Raw genomic sequence first — 19,873 nt, forward strand, 5'->3', positions numbered from 1 at the left:
TAGGTCATAGGATCTGCCCAATTGTTTCGCGTGCGAAACATTGGGGCAGATCTGTTGCCGCAACTTGTTGGGACCCTTGCCAGACCGGCCGCAAAATACGCGAAGTATTGCTAGACGATTACCGCCTGGCTGGTCTGTTCTCCGACGCCAAACACCCGCTTGTAGCGGTCGATTTCCGCTTGCGGCCCCATCGCCTTCTCCGGGTTGTCGGAGAGTTTCACGGTAGGGTTACCATTGGCAGAAACCGCCTTGCACACCAGCGAGAAGGGGGCCAGCGCATCGCCCGGCACCAGCCCGCGGAAATCATTGGTGAGCAGCGTTCCCCAGCCAAAGGACACTTTGGTCCTGTCTGAGAATTGCGCGTGCAGTTCCTTGATCTTGGCCACATCCAGCCCGTCGGAGAAGATCACCCGTTTGTCCTGCGGATCCTCGCCGCGGTCCTGCCACCAGCGAATGGCGGTTTCCGCGCCGCTGGCCGGATCGCCGCTGTCGATGCGGATGCCGGTCCACCCCGCCAACCAATCAGGCGCGCGATCCAGGAAGCCCCGGGTGCCATAGGTATCGGGCAGGATGATGCGCAGATTGCCTTCGTGTTCATCATGCCAGTCGGACAGCACGTCATAGGGCGCCTGAGCAAGCGCCGCATCATCCTTTGCCAGTGCAGAATAGACCATGGGGAGTTCATGGGCATTGGTGCCGATGGCTTCGACCTCGCGACGCATCGCAATGAGGCAGTTGGAGGTGCCGGTGAATTTGTCGCCCAGCCCCTCCATCATGGCCTGCACGCACCAATCCTGCCATAGAAACCCATGCCGACGGCGGGTGCCAAAATCGGCAATACTGAGGCCATCGATATCGCGCAGCTGTTCGATTTTTTCCCAGACACGGGTCATGGCGCGGGCGTAGAGCACCTGCAGTTCGAACCGGCCCATGCTGTTGATCACCGCGCGGCTGCGCAGTTCCATCAGTACCGAGAGCGCCGGGATTTCCCAGAGCATGACCTCGGGCCACTTGCCCTCAAACGTCAGCTCATATTGGTCGCCCTTACGCTCCAGCTCATAGGGGGGCAGGCGCAACCCTTCGAACCACTCCATGAAGTCGGGGCGGAACATCTGGCGTTTTCCGTAAAAGGTGTTGCCGCGCAGCCAGGTGCTTTCGCCACGTGACAGCGACAGGGAGCGGATGTGGTCCAGCTGTTCGCGCAGCTCACCCTCGTCAATCAGATCCGCCAGCGGGATATGTTTGGAGCGGTTGATGAGCGAAAACCGTACATGGGTGTCGCGCCGATTGCGAAACACCGACTGGCACATCAGCAGTTTGTAAAAATCCGTATCGATCAGGGATCGCACAATCGGATCAATCTTCCACTTGTGGTTATAGACGCGGGTTGCAATGTCCACAGGCGGCCTCATCCATCGTGTTTCAATGGTTGATAAAACAGCCCGCAGCCGGGAGCAAAGGAAATCAGACCACGACGCGACGCCCTTGCGCAGGGCTATGTTTGCGCAGGACAGCAAGCAGATCATCGCGATTGATCGGTTTGCTGAGGAAATCATCCATTCCCGCCTTCAGACAGGCCTCGCGGTCGGAGTCAAAGGCGTTGGCGGTCAGCGCCGCAATCACCGGCTGACGAATGTCCATCTCGCGGATATTGCGGGTGGCATCCAGCCCGTTCATCACCGGCATCGACATGTCCATCAGAATGACGTCGGGGTCGAAGCCCGGCGTTTTCTCCATCGCCTCCGCCCCATCCATGGCGAATTCGAGTGTAACAGGTTCATCCTGCAGATATTTCTCCACGAGAAGGCGGTTGATCCGGTTGTCCTCCGCCACGAGGATGCGCATCCCGTCTAGGGACCGGCCCAGGTGCTGGGCGCTGTCGGCAATCTCGGCGAGGCCGGATCCGGTGGCAGGTTGCATCCGCATATGCACCGAGAAACAGGCCCCTTTGCCCGGGTCCGAGGTGACGTCAATTTCGCCGCCCATCGCCTCGCACAGCAGGCGCGAGATGGTGAGGCCAAGACCGGTGCCACCAAACCGCCGGGTGATCGCCGCATCGGCCTGAGAGAACCGTTCAAAGATCTGATCCTGCTTCTCCTTGGCAATGCCGATGCCGGTATCGGCCACCGAGAAGCGCAGGCGCAGCCGGTCCCCAACGCGGCTGGTGGAAACCGCGACCCGGACGCCGCCGGATTCGGTGAATTTCACCGCATTGCCGACCAAGTTCAGCAACACCTGACGCAACCGCCGGTCATCGCCGTTGATCATCCGCGGCACATCCGGTGCAATATCCAGCTCAAGGGTGATGCCTTTCTCCTGCGCCTGCGGTTCAAACAGTTGCAGGGTCTGCTGGAAACAGGCAGGCAGATCAAAATCCACCTCGCTGAGGATCACCTCACCAGCGTCCATCTTGGATAGGTCAAGCACATCGTTGATCAGCGACAGCAGGGTGCGCGCCGAGCCGAGGATGGTGTCGGCATAGAGTTTCTGGTCCTCATCCAGCTGGGTGCGTTCCAGCATCTGCGCCATGCCGATGACCCCATTCATTGGGGTCCGGATTTCATGGGACATGGTGGCGAGGAATTCGGATTTCACCCGCGCGCCCTCCTCGGCGGCGATCCGGGCATCTTTCAGCTGCTGTTCATATTGTTTCGCGGCGGTGACATCACGCTCAACCGCGATGATGGTTTCCACCGTACCATCGTCACGCAGCATCGGCACCTGATTGGTCTCCAGCCACAGAAGCTGGCCATCCTTGCGCCGATTGCAGATCTCCAACCGGAAGGGTTTGCCGGTGGCACGCCCTTTCTCAAGCGCGCGGACAACGGCCATATCGGTGTCATTCCCGTTGAGCAGCGTACCCGGCATCTTGCCAATCGCCTCATCGTAGCGGTAGCCGGTAATCCGGGTAAATGCCTCATTCACCCAGGTGATCCGGCCCTCCTCATCCATGAGGAATACGCTGTCATTGGCGTTTTCTGCCACCAAAGCAAGCCGCTGTGCTTGCAATTGCTGAGCCTGAAGTTTGGCATTGATCTGAGCCAGCTGCTTGTGCTGCAGCGCCATCGCCAATGTGTTCTTGCGGCTGCGATTGTAGCGACCGGAGATAAAACTGACGAAGAAGAAGACACTGAAGTAGAGCACGCCCAGACCAGCCATCTGGAACAGTTGCACATCGGCTATCCCACCGCCGGTTCCATTGACGGTTTCAATCGCAATCGTTGCCAAGGGAGTCAGGCCATAGATCGCAAGACGCGTAACCCCGGCAGACACATGGTAAGGCAGGATCACGGTGGCATTGATTGCTGCACCAACCAGAATACCAACGGTAAAAAGCGGCGTGGCGTGGGCCTGATGAAGATGATCCTCAGAATGCATGAATATCGACGGTGACCAAGCCAGAAACGCCAGCGATAGGGCCTGAATAGCAGCGGTGATCGTGCTGATCACCTGCACATGCCGATAGCGGGCGGTCTCCCCAATGGGAGCCGACCGAGCCAGGTACACCGTATCCAGCATGTCCCCAAGAAAGGCGACGAAGAAGACGACCAGACCAACCAGGGGAAAGGTGAGCAGTCCGATCAGCGCGGAAAGTCCCGCCATCGTCATTTGACGATAGGCAAAATAGCGACCCCGCCCTTCCGCATACCGGTTGAGCAGCCCGCGCTGGCTGTATCGCCTATTGTAGGTTTCTAATGGCCCAGTTTTGAGCGCATCGGCCTGCGGCATCTGTTTGCTAGGTCCCTGATGACGACGAGTCTTTAGTATCGTCAATTCGTTAATAACTTACCCAAGGGTACCAAGCAGGCACACGCCTGCTGCCTCCATATTGGCAGTGGCCCTCTTCAGGGAGCCATCGAGATCTATCGCCCGGCAGGCCGCCAGATCAACCGTGACATCATAGCCCAACCGCGCGGCATCCAACGCCGAGAAGGCGACGCAGAAATCCGTCGCCAGACCCACCAGCGTCAGGCGGTTAATCCCACGCTCTTGCAGATAGCCATGCAGCCCTGTTGGTGTGCTCTGATCATTCTCGAAGAACGCCGAGTAGCTGTCAATCTCACGGCGGTAGCCTTTGCGCAGAATGAGATCGCCACGCAGATCCAGTTTTGGATGGAACTGGGCGCCTGCGCTGCCGATCACACAATGATCCGGCCACAGAACCTGTGGACCATAGGGCATCTCGATCACGTCGTACGCGGTAGAATCGCGATGTTGCGAGGCAAAGGAGCTGTGGTCACCGGGATGCCAATCCTGAGTCATCAGGACGGCATCATATTGCGCCATCATCGCATTGATCGGGGCCACAACCTGATCCCCCTCCGGCACCGCGAGAGCGCCGCCCGGGCAAAAATCCATCTGCACATCAATCACGATCAAAGCTTTGGTCATAAAGGTCTCCGCATCTTTGGTGACAGGGGTACGCGTCGCACACCCACCCGTCAACAAAGCTGCGCCAATGTCGCGGCCCGTGACCTTGCAGCGGCTTGTCTGCTTGGTGTAAAGCGGCGCCATGTATACGATTGTTGCGCTCTATCACTTCACCCGTTTCGACGACCCTGCCGCCATCAAACCGGCGCTGCTGACGCTGTGCGAGGCGCAGCAGGTCAAAGGCTCTCTGCTGCTGGCGCAGGAGGGGATCAATGGCACCATCGCCGGTCCGCGGGCCGGGATTGATGCGGTGCTGGCGCATATCAGGGCGCTGCCGGGATGCAGCGATCTGGACTGGAAAGAAGCCAGCAGCGATAAGCCCGCCTTTGGCAAGATGAAGGTGCGGCTGAAAAAAGAGATCGTGACCATGGGCCAGCCGGACATTGATCCGCGCGCCCGCGTTGGCAACTATGTGGAGCCGGAAGACTGGAATGATCTGATCCGCTCCGACGATGTGGTGGTGATCGACACCCGCAATGACTACGAGGTTGCCATCGGCACCTTTGAGGGCGCCATAGATCCGAAGACCGAGAGTTTTCGCGAGTTCCCCGCCTGGTGGGAAGAGAACAAGGACCGGTTTCACAACAAACGCGTGGCGATGTTCTGCACCGGCGGCATCCGCTGTGAGAAATCCACCAACTTCCTTATTGGGCAGGGTGTTGAGGACGTCTATCACCTGAAAGGTGGCATCCTGCGCTACCTTGAGGAAATGCCGAAAGAGGACAGCAGCTGGAATGGCGAATGTTTCGTCTTTGACAGCCGGGTGTCTGTTGGCCACGGATTGCAGGAAGGCCCGCATGAGCTGTGCAACGGCTGCCGCCGTCCCATTCTGCCTGAGGACAAGGCCAACCCCGCCTTTGAACAGGGCGTATCCTGCCATCTCTGCATCAATGAAACCTCAGAGGCGGACAAGGCCCGGTTTCGTGAACGCCAGAAACAGATGAAACTGGCGCGGCAGCGCGGCGAGGATCATCTGGGGCATCTGCCGCTGCGCTGATCCTGACGCAAGGCGCAGCCCCTGGGTTTGTGTCTGCGCAATAAGAACGCCCGGCACCAGACCGGGGTTTAACCGACCGGCGCGCAAACGACCGGTGCGCAACAGACCGGGGTGCAACAATCCCGCGCGGAGCTTTATGCCCCCATTGTTGCCACGAAAAACCCCGGTTAAATTCCCCTAGGTCAGCTGCCATCCGAGCGACAGCCGGCACCCGGATGGCCGTGCAAATGGATAATATGTTTGGAGAAACGGCACACTGCCCTAAAGTGGTAGAGAGTCCTGCCTGAAGAGTGAGCCGAGGTTTATGGCGATGAGCAAGAACGCAGCATTTTGCGCCGCACTGAAATCCAGCAACGGGGTTGCGGTTGATCCGGCGGAACGTCAGCCGGTTGAGGCTGACCTGGGAGCTGATGCAATCCAGTATAAATTGACCCCAGCCGGTCTGCGCCAGCTGTTCCAATCGCTGTCGGACCAACCACTGTCAGATCAGTCGCTGTCGGGCGGTGCCCCCGCCGATACCGGATCGCGAGGGTAGCGCGATGCCACAGTATACAGTCACAGCCTTCAGGTGGAGCGGGACCGGCTACAACGCCCAGTACAACACCTCCTACACCGCCACCTTGGACGATGACGACGCGTCCTATCAGGGGAGTGGCGACGGCAATGAAAGCATCAGCATCAACGGCGGTGCCTTCAACGGGTCTACGGGGACGCCTTATGCGATCAATGTCTCCTTCACCGACACTGGCGGCACCGGACATGTCGAGACCTTCTATTTCTTCAACACCGGTGGCAGTTGGTATTTCGTGCCCGCACCGGATTCTGAATTTACCGTCGGCGCGACGTTGGGCAGCTATCAGAACCATACCTCGGGCTGGAATTATGCCGACATCACCTGTTTTGCGCGCGGCACGCTGATTGAAACGGATCGCGGTCAAATCGCGGTCGAGGCCCTTGTAGCCGGCGACCGGGTTCGGGTCGCAGACGGCAGCTATCGCCCCTTGCGCATGGTGATGAGCCGCAAGCTCTCCGCCGCCGACGTGGCAGACAACCCCAAGCTGAGGCCGGTCAGAATCACCGCGGGTGCCCTGGGTCATGGGCTGCCGGAGCGCGATCTTCTGGTGTCGCGACAGCACCGGATGCTGGTGTCGTCGAAAATCTCGGAGCGGATGTTTGTAGCCCCCGAGGTGCTGGTGGCTGCGGTGCGCCTGACGGAGCTTCCCGGTATTTTAGTTGAGCCGAACGACGAGGCGGTCGAGTATTTCCACCTGCTGTGCGATCAGCACGAGGTGATTTTCGCCGAAGGTGCCCCGACCGAAAGTCTGTTCACCGGCGCCGAGGCGCTGAAGGCGCTGCCCCCGGAGGCCTATGAGGAAATCACCCTGCTGTTCCCCGAGCTGCTTGCCCCGCAGGCCGCAGCCCGCTCAGCCTGCCCGATCCCCAGCGGCAGACAGCAACGCCAGCTGGTGGCGCGCCATCTGAAGAACAACAAACCCGTCCTTGGGGGCGTTCCAACAGAGGCGCCGTGACCTGCGCCCGGCCGACCATTGCAGGCTAGGGGCTCCTCGGGAAAATTGGACTGAGACAGCAGAGCGCGGATCGCCTTCGGCCGTCTGACGTTATTATGCAAAACCGATCTCTACTGAGCCGAAGGGGCCGAAATCCGCAGCGATCTCTGTGCCAGACGGACATTCGACCGGGCGGATAAAGCTGCCCGACAGGACGATCTGACCCGGCTCAATGCGTTGACCATATTGCGCCATGCGGCGGGCCAGCCAGACCACGCTTTCGACCGGATCGTTGAGAACACCCGCCCCGAGACCGGTTTCCTCAACCTGTCTGTTCCGGCTGGTGATCGCCCCGACCCAACGTAGATCAAAGGCATCAACCGAGTGGCGCTGAGCGCCCAGCACAACACCTGCATTGGCGGCGTTGTCGCTAATGGTGTCAAAGACATTCCGGCTTTGGCCGGTGGCATGGTCCTGGCGCGCGATGCGGGTGTCGAGAATTTCGAGGGCGGGCGCCACATAATCGGTGGCGGTCAGCACATCGGTGCGCGTGACATTGCTGCCGCCAATCGCGGTTTTCATGACAAAGGCGATTTCCGCTTCGACCCGCGGCTGGATAAAACGGCCCTTGGGGATGCGCCCACCATCGGCAAACAGCATATCGTCAAAGAGGATACCGCTATCTGGAATGTCGATATTCAGGGCATATTGCATCGCCTTCGACGTGAGCCCGATTTTCCACCCGATGACCCGGCGCCCCTGGGCCAGCTTGGCCTGATGGATCGCTGTCTGGATCGCATAGGCATCGTCCATGCCCATCTCCGGGTGCCGCAGGCTGAGCAATCCGATCTGCTGGCCGGTCTTCTCCGCCTGCAATAAATCCGCAGCGGCCTGCGCGTGGTCCTGCGGTGTCATGGCTGTTCGTCCTCAATCGTATTCCTGAGAGTACCGATCCCTGTCACCTCGACCTCAACCACATCGCCGGGTTTCAGGTACTGAGGCGGATCAAGCCGCGCACCGGACCCGGTCGGCGTGCCGGTCACGATGACATCGCCCGGCTCCAGCGTCATAAAGGTGGAGATATATTCGATCTCCCGCCGGATCGGGTGCATCATGCGCGACAGGACATCGTCCTGTCGGATATCCCCGTTCACACGCGTAATGATCCGTGCGGTGTCCAACTGCGCAGGATCATCGAAGGGCACGAGCCAAGGGCCGATGGCACCGGAGTTATCCCAGTTCTTGCCCTGGGTGACGTTGAATTTTGCGTGCCGCACCCAATCGCGGATGGTGCCCTCGTTACAGATGGTCAATGCCGCAATATGGTCATAGGCGTCGGCCTGCGCGATGCGCCGCCCGGCTTTGCCAATGATGATCGCAACCTCGCCTTCGTAATCGAGCATATGGCTCTCGGGCGGGCGGATAAGAGGGCGGTTGTGACCGGTGAAGCCGCTGGCAAAGCGGGGGAACAGCGACATGTATTTCGGCTGCTCACTGCCGTCTTTGTATTCGGCGTTGCGGTCCGGGAAATTCACCCCGACACAGAGAATACGCCGCGCATTGGGCAGCACCATTTCAAAGCGAACGTCCCTATGGGTGATAGGTTGGTCCGTCGCTGCGACGGCAAGTTGATCGAGACCGCCCTCCCGGATCACATCCAGGAGCGTTGGCCACGCCGGAAAACGGGGGCTGAGCGCGATCATCCCCGCATCGGTTGCGGCCCCGTAATACACCTGCCCGTTGGCGCTGTAGGTTGCAAACTTCATGGTGCGATGATCGGGCTGGCTTGCAACTCCGGCTCCCTTGGCGTGACGCCAACAAAACGGCTGCCATGTTTGAACCAGCTTTCCGGGGCCGGCGCCCCCCAGAGCGTCTGGCGCTGCGGATCCTTCAGATCCCATTTCATCGGCTCAAGGTCGGGATCGACGGTCTGATAATCGGAACAGTAGATCTCAATCCGGTGGCCATCGGGATCGAGGATATAGAGGAAAAAGGCGTTGGAAATACCGTGTCGCCCCGGGCCTCGTTCAATATTGTCGACATAACCGGTGGTCGCCATCAGATCGAGCAGGTCGATGATATTAAGTGGGTTTGGCACCCAGAAGGCAACGTGATGCATGCGCGGGCCGGTACCGTTGGTAAAGGCCATATCATGCACGCCACCTTTGCGATGCAGCCAGGCCGCCCAGAGTTTCTTGCTCTCCTCGTCTTCGGTGTATTCTGTCACACGGAAGCCAAAGTCACTGTAAAAGGCGACCGAGGCATCTACGTCCTGGCTGAAGCAGTTGAAATGGTCGATCCGCAGCGGCTTCACTCCGCGATAGAGCTGGTACTGCTGGTGGATCGGCGCCAGACGGTCCATTTTGTGATAGAATTCCAGCGGGATACCCATGTTATCCGAGGTCAGCAGTGTGCGCCCCTGATACGGGCGTTGCACCCATTCGGTTGGCCGTCCCTTCTTGCGGAAATAGGCATCGGCACGATCCAGATCTTCCTCATCAAAGGTCTTGAACCCCATCACCTCAACCGTGCCCGGCTGGTCCGATTGTTGCAGGATCACGCAATGGTGGCCGCGTTCCTCCATCGCGCGCAGATAGATACGGTTTTCATCCGCATCGCTGACCTGCAGGCCAAGGATTTCGGTATAGAATTTTTGAGACGCGGCCAGATCCTTGACGTTCAGACAAACATGGCTGAGCCGGATGGTGTTGAAGTCGGGATAGAGATTTGGGGCTGGGACTGGCATCAGAGCGCTCCTAACTTCGTTATCTTGTGGGAGCCGGTGGCGAAACCGATGTGCTTTTGCTCCATGTAGAATTCAAACGACCAATCGCCGCCGTCGCGACCAATACCGGACGCCTTAACGCCGCCAAACGGGGTCGGCAGGTGGCGCACATTTTCAGAGTTTACCCAGATCATGCCCGCTTCCAGCCTGTCGGTGAACCGTAAGGCCCGGGTCAGGTCATTGGTCCAGAGATAACCGGTCAGCCCGTAAGCCGTGTCATTGGCCAGTGCCAGCGCTTCCTCTTCGGTGGTAAACGGGATGGATGTCAGCACCGGGCCGAAGATCTCCTCTTGGGCGATGCGCATGTCATTGCGCGCATCCGTGAACAGGGTGGGCCTGATGAAATACCCCTCGTCGCCAACGGGTTCGCCGCCGGCCGCAATTGTTGCGCCCTCTTCCGCCGCGATGTCAAAATAACTGGTGACCTTGTTGAAATGCTCTTCGCTGACAAGCGGGCCGATTTCTGTCGTGGGGTCCAGCGGGTGGCCAACCTTGATGTTGTTGACGCGCGCGATCAGCCGGGCCTCAAAATCGTCCCTGATGCTGTCCTGTATCAGCAACCGCGACGACGAAGTGCAGCGTTCCCCGTTGATCGAGTAGATCATGAAAATCACCGCATCCAGCGCGCGCTCAAGATCTGCATCCTCAAAAACGATGACAGGGTTTTTACCGCCCAGTTCGAGGTGGTTGCGCTTCAGCGTGTCGGCGCCCTGTTTGGTAATCAGACTGCCGGTGCGCGACTCACCCACAAAGGCGATGGCCCTGATGGCTGGATGTTCACAAAGCGCCTTGCCTGCCTCATCGCCAAACCCGTTGACCGTGTTCAGCACGCCGGGGGGCAGGCCGGCCTCCTCAGCGATTTCGACAAGCACGCGGGCCGTCAGAGGCGAGGCTTCGGCGGGTTTGTGAACAACCGTGCAGCCTGCTGCCAATGCCGGCGCAATCTTCCACGTAGAGAGCATAAATGGCGTGTTCCATGGGGTGATCACCCCAACCGGGCCGATGGGGACACGGGTGGTCACATTCATAAGCGTCGGGGATTGCAGGTGCTGGCCGTCCCGAGCCTGCACCACCTGATCGGCAAAATAGCGAAAATTCTCGGCACCGCGCAAAGCGGCCTTGGACATGAATTTATAGGCTTGCCCGGTGTCCCAGCACTCGCAGAGTGCAATTTCCTCCGCACGCGCCTCAATGCCCTCGGCAATGCGGATCAGTATTTTCTTGCGCTGGACCGCAGGCAAATCCCGCCATTCCGCGAAGGCCTGCTGCGCCGCCTGAGCGGCCGCGTCGATGTCAGCCGCCGTTCCATGCGCCACATCACAGATCACGCTTTTGTCGACCGGGGATATGGTCTGGAATACGCCCGCCCCTCCGGCCACATCCGCACCCGCGATCCGGTTCCGGATCCCCGTGTCGCGGAACCGTGCAAGATAGCCGTCCAATTTGCCGATATTGCTGTCGAGCTGGCTCATGCCTTGTCCTCCAGATGGTCGCGGATGTTTCCGAATTTGGGTGAAAGCTCCGCGTCGATGTCGCGCATCTCCGCGGAGAGGGCGATGGGGCGGCTCTCCATCGCGCTGCGGGCAAAATCGCAGAGCACCGCAAATATGCGCGCGGTGGCGTCTTTCTTGACCGCAAGGCTGCGCCCTGCGCGCAGACGGATGGACAGATCAATGAACCCGTGGACGGGGTTGCCATCCGCCATCGCCACATGGTCCACCCGAACGGCGCGAACGCGGATCCCGGCGGTGGGAAAGGTGTCAATCTGCGCCGCTTCGGCACGGAGCGCCTCGCAGAGTGCCGTCATGTCCAGCGCCCCCTCAAGGTTGGCAGAATATTCGATCTGGAAATGCGGCATCACGGATCCTGCGGGTTATTGGTGATATATTACTTATCAAGTTAAGTAAAAAATCGCCTGTGTCAATGTGGTGATCCACCAATTCGCCGTTCCGGCGAAATGATGCCTTCGGCGCACCAGCTGTCGAAAATGTCCAACACCTTGTCAGCGAAGGCGGCATCGTTGATGTGGCTGTCGATGCGATGTGCGGCGACATGGGCGGGTAATCTTGCCTCAAGCTCCGCCAGGAAGCGCGCCAGCCCGGCGCTGTCATGGAGATCCGCGCCGTCCCGATCCCATTCGCCCAGCCCGCGTTCAGGTAGTATCACTGCGACGGGACCGGTGGCTGTCGCCAGCTGCGTCGCGTGGGCCTGCGCGACCTGCCGCCGCTCCTGCGTGTTGAGCACAACCGAGGTCAGCAGGCGATTATGCGCATGGGTCGGATGGTCGGCCCATTTCTCCGCAACCGGTTGCCAGCCGACCACATCCACGAGATCGTAACAGCCAGGCGCGACGATCTGCGGGATCCCTGCGAGACCCGCATTGGTCAGCCGGTCCGCTCCGGCGGAGATGGCTGATCCGTGGATCTGGTTCCCAAGTTCCTGCGTACAAAAATCAAAAACACAGGCAAAGGCGCGCTGTTTTGCGAGGCTTTCAAACGCCTGCCCCCCCATGCCTGTGGCGTGAAATACAGCGACCTCAAAACCGCGTGCCTCCAGCGCCGGTTTCAGCGGGATGACATATTTCAGCGCAGAGGTTCCGAGGGACATGATCCCGATCAGCGGTTTATCCGGGTCCGGCATCTGCACTGCCCGCGCCGCGCCGAGAACCGCCCCAGCTGCCTGGCTAAGCGAGGCCCTGCACACCGAGTTAAGACCATATAGCCCTCCCGCCCATAAGATCATCTGGGTGTCAGGGGCCAATCGCTCGGCTGGGATCAGCGGCGAGAAAGCAACCGTTGAGACGATGTACTTCGGCACGCCAAGCGGCAATGCGGAACAGACATCAAGTGCCAGATCGGTGCCCATGGTCCCACCCAGAACAATCACGCCATCAAAGGCTGCGGCGCTGTACAGCCGTGCCGCCAGTACGCTCGCCCCGCGCGCCATGATCTGCATCGCGGTGTTTTCGTCACCACTGTCGATAGCGGTCTGAATAGAACTGTCACCAGCCGTCGCCACATCATGTTTTGAATAGTCGGTCGGGGTCGCAGGATCGCCCAGCACCGAGACATCCATGGTCAGCACCTGGCCGCCCTGGTCACGGATAACCCCCGCAAGGAAGCTCAACTCATCATCTTTGGTATCATAGGTGCCGATCACCAGAATGGTTTTATTGGTCATGACACCCCCCTTCAGAGCTTCATCCACGCGGTTTTCAGATTGATGTATTTGTCGATGGCATGGAGCGATTTATCTGAGCCATTTCCGGATTGCCCGACCCCACCCAGAGGCACCGTGCCGTCGGCACCGCCATAGGTGTTGACGTGCATAACGCCCGTTCTCACGCCCCGCACCATGCGATGGGCCCGGCTCAGCCCGGAGGTCCAGACCGCGCCCGCGAGGCCGTAGACCGTGGCATTGGCAATCCGCAGGGCTTCGGCGTCAGTCTCAAACGGAGTGACCGCAAGCACCGGGCCGAAGACCTCCTCCTGCGCCAGAGTTGCATCAGGCGTCACACCAGTGACAATCGTGGGCGCCATGTAAGAGCCACCGGTTTCCGGCAGCAGACGCTGCCCCCCGGTGACGATCTGTCCTCCCTCCGCTTCTGCTTTGGCGACACATTGCAGGTTTCTGGCCAGCTGTGCTTCGGAATTGATCGCGCCGATCTGCGTGTCGAGCCGGAGCGGGTCGCCGACCCGCATGGCCTGTGCTGCCTTCACCACCTCTTCGACAAAGGCGTCATGAATCGAGGCCTCCACCAAGAGTCGCGATCCCGCCACGCAGACCTGACCGGCGTTGCGGAAAATACCCGCAGCGGTGACCTTCGCCGCCTCTGTCAGATCTGGCGCGTCGGCAAAAACGATATTGGGGGATTTACCCCCCAGCTCCAGATACACACGTTTCAGATTGGAGCGCGCGGCATATTCCATCAGACGGCGCCCGGTTTGCCCGGACCCGGTGAAGACCAAAACGTCAACATCCATGGAGAGCCCCAGCGTCTCTCCCACAACCGCGCCTTCCCCGGTGACCGCGTTCAGAACGCCCGGCGGCAGCCCGGCCTCCAATGCCAGTTCCGCCATACGCATCAGCGAGAGTGACGCCATCTCAGACGGCTTCAGAACCACAGAGTTCCCCATGGCCAATGCTGGCGCCAGCTTCCAAGCGCCGATCATCATCGGGAAATTCCAGGGAATGATCGCGCCGACAACGCCGACCGGTTCCTTGTGGATCATCCCAAGGATGTCCCCGGCGGTTGGAGCGATTTCGCCATAGATCTTGTCCAGCGCTTCGGCATAGTAGCGAATGGTCGCAGCGGCGGATCCCGGTTCGGCCTTCAGCGCCATGCTGATCTCGGTGCCATTATCCCGCACACCCAGAACCGCAAGGTTCAGCGCGTCGGCCTCAATCAGGTCCGCCCATTTCATCAGCACCTTCTTGCGCGCAGCCGGGGGTTGGCCGGCCCAGCGGCGGTCCTCAAAGGCGGCGCGGGCGGAGGTGATGGCACGTTCCATATCCGTTGCTGTTCCCCGCGCAATCCGGGTCAACACCTGCCCGTCGATGGGCGAAAGTACATCCATCGTCGCACCATCGGAGGCGGCAACCTGCTGCCCGTCAATCAGATGTGAAAAACACGGCACAGGCTGCGCACGCAGGGTGTCAATTTTGGTTTGGTCCATTGGGGTTACCTTGTCTGGCTGTCGTGCAAATCATGGTCTTCATCCGGTTGATGCAGCTGCCATTCCCGCATCAACGCGCGGATATGCAGCGCCAGAACCAAGACGATCAGCGCGAAAAGAATGAAGGAAATCGGCCGGTCAATCATATCAAGCGGTGTTTTGAGTCTGGGCAGGGCAGAGCGCAGCTTGACCTCCATGATGCCGCCCAGAACCATGCCCAGAATGATCGGCACAATCGGCAGGTTCAGGCGCTTGAGGATCAGGCCGAACACGCCAAACCCCGCAGCAATCATACAGTCCGTGAGGGAGTTCCGCAGCGAGTAGACCCCGACAAAGGACAACAACAGGATCAGCATCCCCAGAAACCGGGTCGGGATCCGGATGATCCGGGTCAGCAGGTTGGTGGACACCATCAGAAAGGCCACCACGATCACATTCAGCAGGATCAGCGCCAGATAGAGACCATAGACCAGATCGATATTGTTCTGAAACAATTGGGGGCCGGGAATGACATTGTGAACATAGAATACCGACAGCATCATAGCCGTCAGAGCCTCGCCCGGAATGCCAAGCGCCAGCAGCGGGATCATGGCCGCCGCCGGGACGGCGTTGTTTGCAGCCTCTGAGGCGATCAGCCCTTCGGGAGAGCCTTTGCCAAAGAGATCCGGCGTCTTGGAGGTTTTCTGAGCATAGGTGTAGCTCATGAACTGGGCCGTGAACTCCCCGGTGCCGGGGATCATGCCCAGGATCACACCGCAGCCGGAGGCCACCGTGGCAACCCGCTTGTGGCGCATCAACTCACGCAGGCCGGCGCTCATGCGACCGGTCACCGGTTTGGCGTCAGGACTACTATCCGGGGTCGTCAGCAGAAAAAACGCCTGACTGAGCGCAAAGAGGCCAAGCACGACCACTATCAGATTCACGCCGGAACTGAGAAAGGTCAGACCAAAGGTGTAGCGCTGGGTATAAGTCACCGCATCCAGGCCGATGGTTTGCAGAAAAATACCAAACATGGCCAGGACACCGGCTGCGAATATCTGACCGCGGTGGGCGAGGATCACCAGAATAACCCCAAGAAGCGCAGCCAGAAATATCTCTCTGGACCCAAACATCGGAGCCACCAGCGCCAAAACCGGCGACAACAGGATCAGGCAACCAATGCCAAATATTCCGCCCCAGAAAGACGCGCTATAGGCCAGCGAAAGCGCACGGTGGGCGTCGCCTTTCTGTGTCATCGGGTGGCCATCGTAGGAGGTGAGCGCATTGACCGCTGTGCCGGGTGTATTGATCAGGACAGCCGGAATGGCACCGCCATACATTGAGGAGCCGTAAATCCCCAGCAGCATCGTCAACCCCACGATCGGGTCGAAAGCAAAGGTCGCGGGCAGGAGGATTGCGATGGCGACCGCCGGGCCAACGCCTGGGATCGCGCCGATCACGACGCCGCCGATTGACCCGACCAAAAGCGCGACAACCACGTCCCAGCGTGCAAGCATCTCGGCTCCGGCGAGGAGGTTTTCCATCGAATGTTCCGTTCAGAAATAGGTCAGCATGATCTGGCGCAACCCGTCCGGCAGCACCTCATAAACACGGCCAGCGGGCAGGTTCACCTTCAGCAAGGTTTTGAACAGCAGCACGATCACCCCTGCCGAGACTGCCGCACCGGCAAGCGCGGCTGGTCGCCGGTATCCGGCACGCAGGGCCAAGGCGACTGCGAATAGGACCGTGGCCGGAAGGTAGCCCGCATAAGGCACGACGGCCGCATAGGCGATAAACCAACCGGCATATTCCAGTGAGGACAGCCAGAGCCAGACCTCCTGCCAGCGGCCTTGGATGCGCTCAGACAGGGCCGAACCCAACAGATGCAATGCCGCAAACCCTGCCATGCCTGTTAGGGAAACCGCCGGCCAGAACCGGGGTTGGGCAAACAGCGGCCCACCCTTGCGCCACGCGGTCTGGTCGTAAAGCTGCGCCAACAGCAGCAGCGCCACAATGAGGATAATCCAGGCAAACACGATATCGCCCGGTCGGCGATAGCGTTTGAATAAGGCTTGAAGCGTATTGACCCGCGACATCTGTCCCCCCGCTCGTGAATGGCCGTGACCGGGCGGCCGCACCGCCCGGCGTCCCCGGTCGTGCTTATTCGGAGAGCATTTTTTCAATCCGGGCCATGGTCTCAGTGTCGGTCTGGATCTGCGTGACGACGTCTGCCGCGGGCTGCCAGTAGACCGCCGCGCCTGTTTCTGCAGCAAGCGCCTGAGCCCGATCGGACATCACGGTTTTCTGGGCGACAGCAATAATCTTGTCGCGCACGTCCTGTGGGGTTTCCTTGTGAACAAACAGCCCATTCCAAAGAGAGACGTTCAGATCCGGCGCCAGCTCTGCGACGGTTGGCGCCTCGGCCGTCAATGGGATCCGCTCTGAACCGATGGAGGCAAGCACCTTCACCTCATCGAGGCACGGCAGGATCAATTGCAGCGTGGTGTTGATCACATCCACATCGCCTGAGGCCAATGTGTTGCAATCCAGCGCGTCAAACGCCGCATCGGAAGCGTAGGAAAACCCCAGCTCTTTGGCCAAACCCAATGTTACCTGGGTTGGGACCAAGGGCGCACCGAAATGCCCCAGCACAACATCGTTCTGCGCCGCATGAGCCGCCAGTCCGGCGATATCATCGTAAGGCGCATCAGCGCCGGCGGCGATCACAAACGGATAGGTCAGAAAATTGCCCAATGGGACAAATGGATCCGGGCTCAGCTGCGGAATGCCGATCTGCGGACCAACCACCGGGATCGCGATAATAAAGGAGCCGATGGTGTAGCCATCTGCAGGCGCCTCTGCCACCGCAACCGCGCCAGGAAATGGCCCACCGCCACCGCCGGGTTTGTTCACTACAGCAGTTGGCACATCATAGGCCGCCGAGAAATCCTCAGCAATCATGCGGGTTAGAACGTCCTCCAGATCGCCGGGCGGCCATGGCACCACAAATTCTACGGGTTTTTCCGGGTATTCGGCATGAACCGCACCGGCAGCAGCAGCGGCGACCAAGGCAAGCGCGGCAACAGATTTTTTGAATTTCGACATGTTTCCCCTCCCGTTGACTGGTTCATATATCAAACCAGTGTTTCGCAAAAAAGGTTGCCTTGCTATCTATCATGTGTCAAATTTTTTCTGACTCCACAGGAACGGTGACCGACGACATGTCCTCTGCAACCAAAACGCTGGCATTACTGTCGCACTTCTCGGCCGACCGCCCGGAAATCGGCCTGTCGCAGCTGTGCAGGATTGCCGGGCGCGACAAGGCAACCACATATCGCCACCTCCAAGCCCTTGAGACAGCTGGATTTGTCGAGCAGAACCCAACGACAAGACACTATCGGCTGGGGCCTGCTGTCCTACAGTTGGCGCAGGTGCGGGAGGCCACTGTCCCGCGCAAGCTTGGGGCGCAATTGCCATTGTCGCAGCTCGCCGACGTGACTGGCGAGACGGCGCATGTCTCGGTGGTGTCGGGCACCACACTCTACGCGCTTGCGTCCTGCGAATCGCCTCGTCATGGCACACGGGCGATCATCGACATCACAACATTTCCACTCCATGCGACGGCATCAGGCCTTTGCGCGCTGGCTTTTGGCCCTGACGCGATGCTGGAGGCCGCACTCTCCCAGATGGATAGGTTCACGCCGCATACAGCCACCACAGCGGAGGCGTTGAGCGATCTGATCACCGACGCGCGCGCTACCGGCTTTGGCTGTTCGGACCGCAGTTTCGAAGCGGAAATCCACAGCCTCTCTGCGCCGCTCTACGATCAGACTGGCCTGTTTGCGGGCGCCGTTTCGGTGGCCAGCGTCGCCACACGTGTGTCTCCCGAGCAAGAGCGGTTGATCAAAACAGAACTGATCAAAGCGAGCCGCGACATCACCCGAAACTGGGGGGGGCAACTCCCCGCAAATGTGACATCCGCCTGGGCCAGTGAGTCCAGTCGGCACTATGAAACGGATTCCACATCATGACAGAGTCAAACTTCCTCAAGGAACACAACGGCCGCCTGATGTGGCATCCGATGACATCACCGCAGGACAGTGTCGCGCAGCCGCCCAAGATCATCACCAGTGCCGAGGGCGTGTCCATCACAGACATTGACGGCCATCGGGTCATCGACGGGGTTGGCGGCCTCTGGAATGTGAACCTCGGCTATTCCTGCCAGCCGGTTAAGGACGCGATGGCTGCACAGCTGGAGAAGCTGCCGTATTACTCTACCTTTCGCGGAACATCGAATGATGCGGCAATTGAGCTGTCCTATGAACTCAGCCGGTTCTTCGCTCCGGATGGCCTGAGCCGAGCCTTCTTCACCTCCGGTGGCTCGGATTCCGTGGAGACCGCGCTGCGGCTGGCGCGGCAATATCACAAACTGCGTGGCGACGGCGGCCGAACCAAGTTCCTCAGCCTCAAGAAAGGCTATCATGGCACCCATATCGGCGGCGCCTCGGTAAACGGAAACGCCAACTTCCGGAATGCTTACGAACCCCTGCTTCCTGGCTGTTTTCATATCCCGGCCCCCTATACCTATCGCAACCCCTTCAACGAAAGCGACCCGGAGCGTCTGGCCCAGCTTTGCGCCGCCGCGCTGGAGGATGAGATCGCCTTTCAGGGCGCCAATACGATTGCCGCGATGATCATGGAACCCATCCTCGGGGCAGGCGGTGTGATCCCGCCCCATCCGTCATTTGCGCCAATGGTCCAGGAAATCTGCAATCGCAACGGCATCCTGCTGATCACCGATGAGGTGATCACGGCTTATGGGCGCACAGGGGCCTGGTCGGGGGCCCGGCTCTGGGGCCTCCAGCCCGATATGATGTGTACCGCAAAAGCGATCACAAACGGCTATTTCCCATTTGGCGCGGTCATGATGGGTGACCGGATGATTGAGGTCTTTGAGGAAAACCCCGATGCCAAGATTGGCCATGGCTATACCTATTCCGGCCATCCCGTCGGTGCGGCGGCCGCGCTCGCCTGTCTGGCAGAGATGCAGCGTCTGAATGTGACCGCAACAGCAGCGGCACGCGGCACCCAACTGTACGAGGGCTGTCTGGCCTTGAAGGACCGTTTTGATGTCATTGGCGATGTCCGGGGCGGCTATGGGCTGATGACAGCCATCGAACTGGTGCGTGATCGCCAGACACGGGCGCCGCTTGACGGGCGCCGGGCTCTGGCCGTGCAGGAGGCCTGCTATGAAGCCGGTGCATTGATCCGGGTTTCGGGTGCAAACGTGATTCTGTCCCCGCCGCTCGTCATGAGTGAAGCAGATGCACGCGGTTTGCTGGACGCGCTGCGGGTTGGACTTACTGCAGCATAGGGTCTGCGTTTTTGTCAGCTTTTAGGGAGCGTTGCAGGGTTTTCGGTGTCTTTGGTGAGGCCTTCCAGCCTTACCGTCCTCATCGCGCCCACAAAGTTTGATTTGGCCGCCAGCCCAACCGCA

General features: G+C 59.8%; 18 protein-coding genes. 5 read left to right on the top strand and 13 right to left on the bottom strand.

The window, feature by feature from the left end; all coding sequences use genetic code 11:
* Nucleotides 1-110: 110 nt before the first annotated feature.
* From pncB to pncA, 3 genes are all read right to left on the bottom strand, one after another.
* Nucleotides 111-1,400, bottom strand: a complete 1,290-nt coding sequence (pncB, locus tag OO25_RS01455; protein ID WP_040178152.1) for a nicotinate phosphoribosyltransferase — start codon at nt 1,398-1,400, stop codon at nt 111-113.
* Between the two features lie 64 nt (nt 1,401-1,464).
* Nucleotides 1,465-3,603 (bottom strand): ATP-binding protein, encoded by a 2,139-nt coding sequence (locus OO25_RS01460; RefSeq protein WP_369808844.1) that lies wholly within the window; start codon nt 3,601-3,603, stop codon nt 1,465-1,467.
* 183 nt (nt 3,604-3,786) lie between these two features.
* Entirely contained in the window at nt 3,787-4,392 is a 606-nt protein-coding gene (gene pncA, locus OO25_RS01465; RefSeq protein WP_040178153.1) for a bifunctional nicotinamidase/pyrazinamidase, read from the bottom strand.
* A 121-nt stretch (nt 4,393-4,513) separates the two neighbouring features.
* Here pncA and OO25_RS01470 point away from each other — a divergent pair, with 121 nt between their 5' ends.
* The 3 genes from OO25_RS01470 (at nt 4,514) to OO25_RS01480 (ending at nt 6,957) form a co-directional block, all read left to right on the top strand.
* A complete protein-coding gene (locus OO25_RS01470; RefSeq protein ID WP_040178134.1) occupies nt 4,514-5,428 on the top strand; it encodes a rhodanese-related sulfurtransferase in 915 nt (304 codons plus the stop codon).
* Nucleotides 5,429-5,738: 310 nt separating this feature from the next.
* Nucleotides 5,739-5,963, top strand: coding sequence for a hypothetical protein (locus OO25_RS01475; RefSeq protein ID WP_040171796.1), 225 nt, complete (start codon nt 5,739-5,741; stop codon nt 5,961-5,963).
* 4 nt (nt 5,964-5,967) lie between these two features.
* Nucleotides 5,968-6,957, top strand: coding sequence for a Hint domain-containing protein (locus tag OO25_RS01480; protein WP_040178135.1), 990 nt, complete (start codon nt 5,968-5,970; stop codon nt 6,955-6,957).
* 93 nt (nt 6,958-7,050) lie between these two features.
* Here OO25_RS01480 and hpaH read toward each other — a convergent pair whose 3' ends face one another.
* From hpaH to OO25_RS01530, 10 genes are all read right to left on the bottom strand, one after another.
* Complete coding sequence (hpaH, locus tag OO25_RS01485) at nt 7,051-7,851, bottom strand: 2-oxo-hept-4-ene-1,7-dioate hydratase (RefSeq protein WP_040178136.1); 801 nt, start codon at nt 7,849-7,851, stop codon at nt 7,051-7,053.
* Nucleotides 7,848-8,702, bottom strand: coding sequence for a fumarylacetoacetate hydrolase family protein (locus OO25_RS01490; protein ID WP_040178138.1), 855 nt, complete (start codon nt 8,700-8,702; stop codon nt 7,848-7,850). Before OO25_RS01490 ends, hpaH begins: the two co-directional genes overlap by 4 nt.
* A complete protein-coding gene (gene hpaD, locus OO25_RS01495) occupies nt 8,699-9,682 on the bottom strand; it encodes a 3,4-dihydroxyphenylacetate 2,3-dioxygenase (protein ID WP_040178140.1) in 984 nt (327 codons plus the stop codon). Before hpaD ends, OO25_RS01490 begins: the two co-directional genes overlap by 4 nt.
* Entirely contained in the window at nt 9,682-11,193 is a 1,512-nt protein-coding gene (gene hpaE, locus OO25_RS01500; protein WP_040178141.1) for a 5-carboxymethyl-2-hydroxymuconate semialdehyde dehydrogenase, read from the bottom strand. The genes hpaD and hpaE overlap by 1 nt, the downstream gene beginning before the upstream one ends.
* Nucleotides 11,190-11,579 (bottom strand): 5-carboxymethyl-2-hydroxymuconate Delta-isomerase, encoded by a 390-nt coding sequence (locus tag OO25_RS01505; protein WP_040178142.1) that lies wholly within the window; start codon nt 11,577-11,579, stop codon nt 11,190-11,192. Before OO25_RS01505 ends, hpaE begins: the two co-directional genes overlap by 4 nt.
* 62 nt (nt 11,580-11,641) lie before the next feature.
* Nucleotides 11,642-12,901: a Tm-1-like ATP-binding domain-containing protein gene (locus OO25_RS01510; RefSeq protein ID WP_040178156.1), complete on the bottom strand. Its 1,260-nt coding sequence runs from the start codon at nt 12,899-12,901 to the stop codon at nt 11,642-11,644.
* An 11-nt stretch (nt 12,902-12,912) separates the two neighbouring features.
* Nucleotides 12,913-14,397 carry an aldehyde dehydrogenase gene (locus OO25_RS01515; protein WP_052465579.1) on the bottom strand — a complete coding sequence of 495 codons (1,485 nt, stop codon included), beginning with the start codon at nt 14,395-14,397 and terminating at the stop codon, nt 12,913-12,915.
* A 5-nt stretch (nt 14,398-14,402) separates the two neighbouring features.
* The gene (locus tag OO25_RS01520; protein ID WP_040178143.1) at nt 14,403-15,920 is read right to left on the bottom strand and encodes a tripartite tricarboxylate transporter permease; all 1,518 of its coding nucleotides are present in this window, start codon (nt 15,918-15,920) and stop codon (nt 14,403-14,405) included.
* Nucleotides 15,921-15,932: 12 nt separating this feature from the next.
* Nucleotides 15,933-16,472: a tripartite tricarboxylate transporter TctB family protein gene (locus OO25_RS01525; RefSeq protein ID WP_040178144.1), complete on the bottom strand. Its 540-nt coding sequence runs from the start codon at nt 16,470-16,472 to the stop codon at nt 15,933-15,935.
* A gap of 64 nt (nt 16,473-16,536) precedes the next feature.
* On the bottom strand, nt 16,537-17,481 hold the full coding sequence (locus OO25_RS01530; RefSeq protein ID WP_040171735.1) for a tripartite tricarboxylate transporter substrate-binding protein: 945 nt from the start codon (nt 17,479-17,481) through the stop codon (nt 16,537-16,539).
* 116 nt (nt 17,482-17,597) lie between these two features.
* Between OO25_RS01530 and OO25_RS01535 the strand changes: the two genes are divergently transcribed.
* Both OO25_RS01535 and OO25_RS01540 read left to right on the top strand, forming a co-directional pair.
* Nucleotides 17,598-18,407, top strand: a complete 810-nt coding sequence (locus OO25_RS01535; protein WP_040178158.1) for an IclR family transcriptional regulator — start codon at nt 17,598-17,600, stop codon at nt 18,405-18,407.
* Entirely contained in the window at nt 18,404-19,750 is a 1,347-nt protein-coding gene (locus OO25_RS01540) for an aminotransferase class III-fold pyridoxal phosphate-dependent enzyme (protein WP_040178145.1), read from the top strand. Before OO25_RS01535 ends, OO25_RS01540 begins: the two co-directional genes overlap by 4 nt.
* Nucleotides 19,751-19,873: the final 123 nt, after the last annotated feature.

Origin of the sequence: Phaeobacter sp. S60 (assembly GCF_000826845.1) — a bacterium.
Classification (GTDB): domain Bacteria; phylum Pseudomonadota; class Alphaproteobacteria; order Rhodobacterales; family Rhodobacteraceae; genus Phaeobacter; species Phaeobacter piscinae.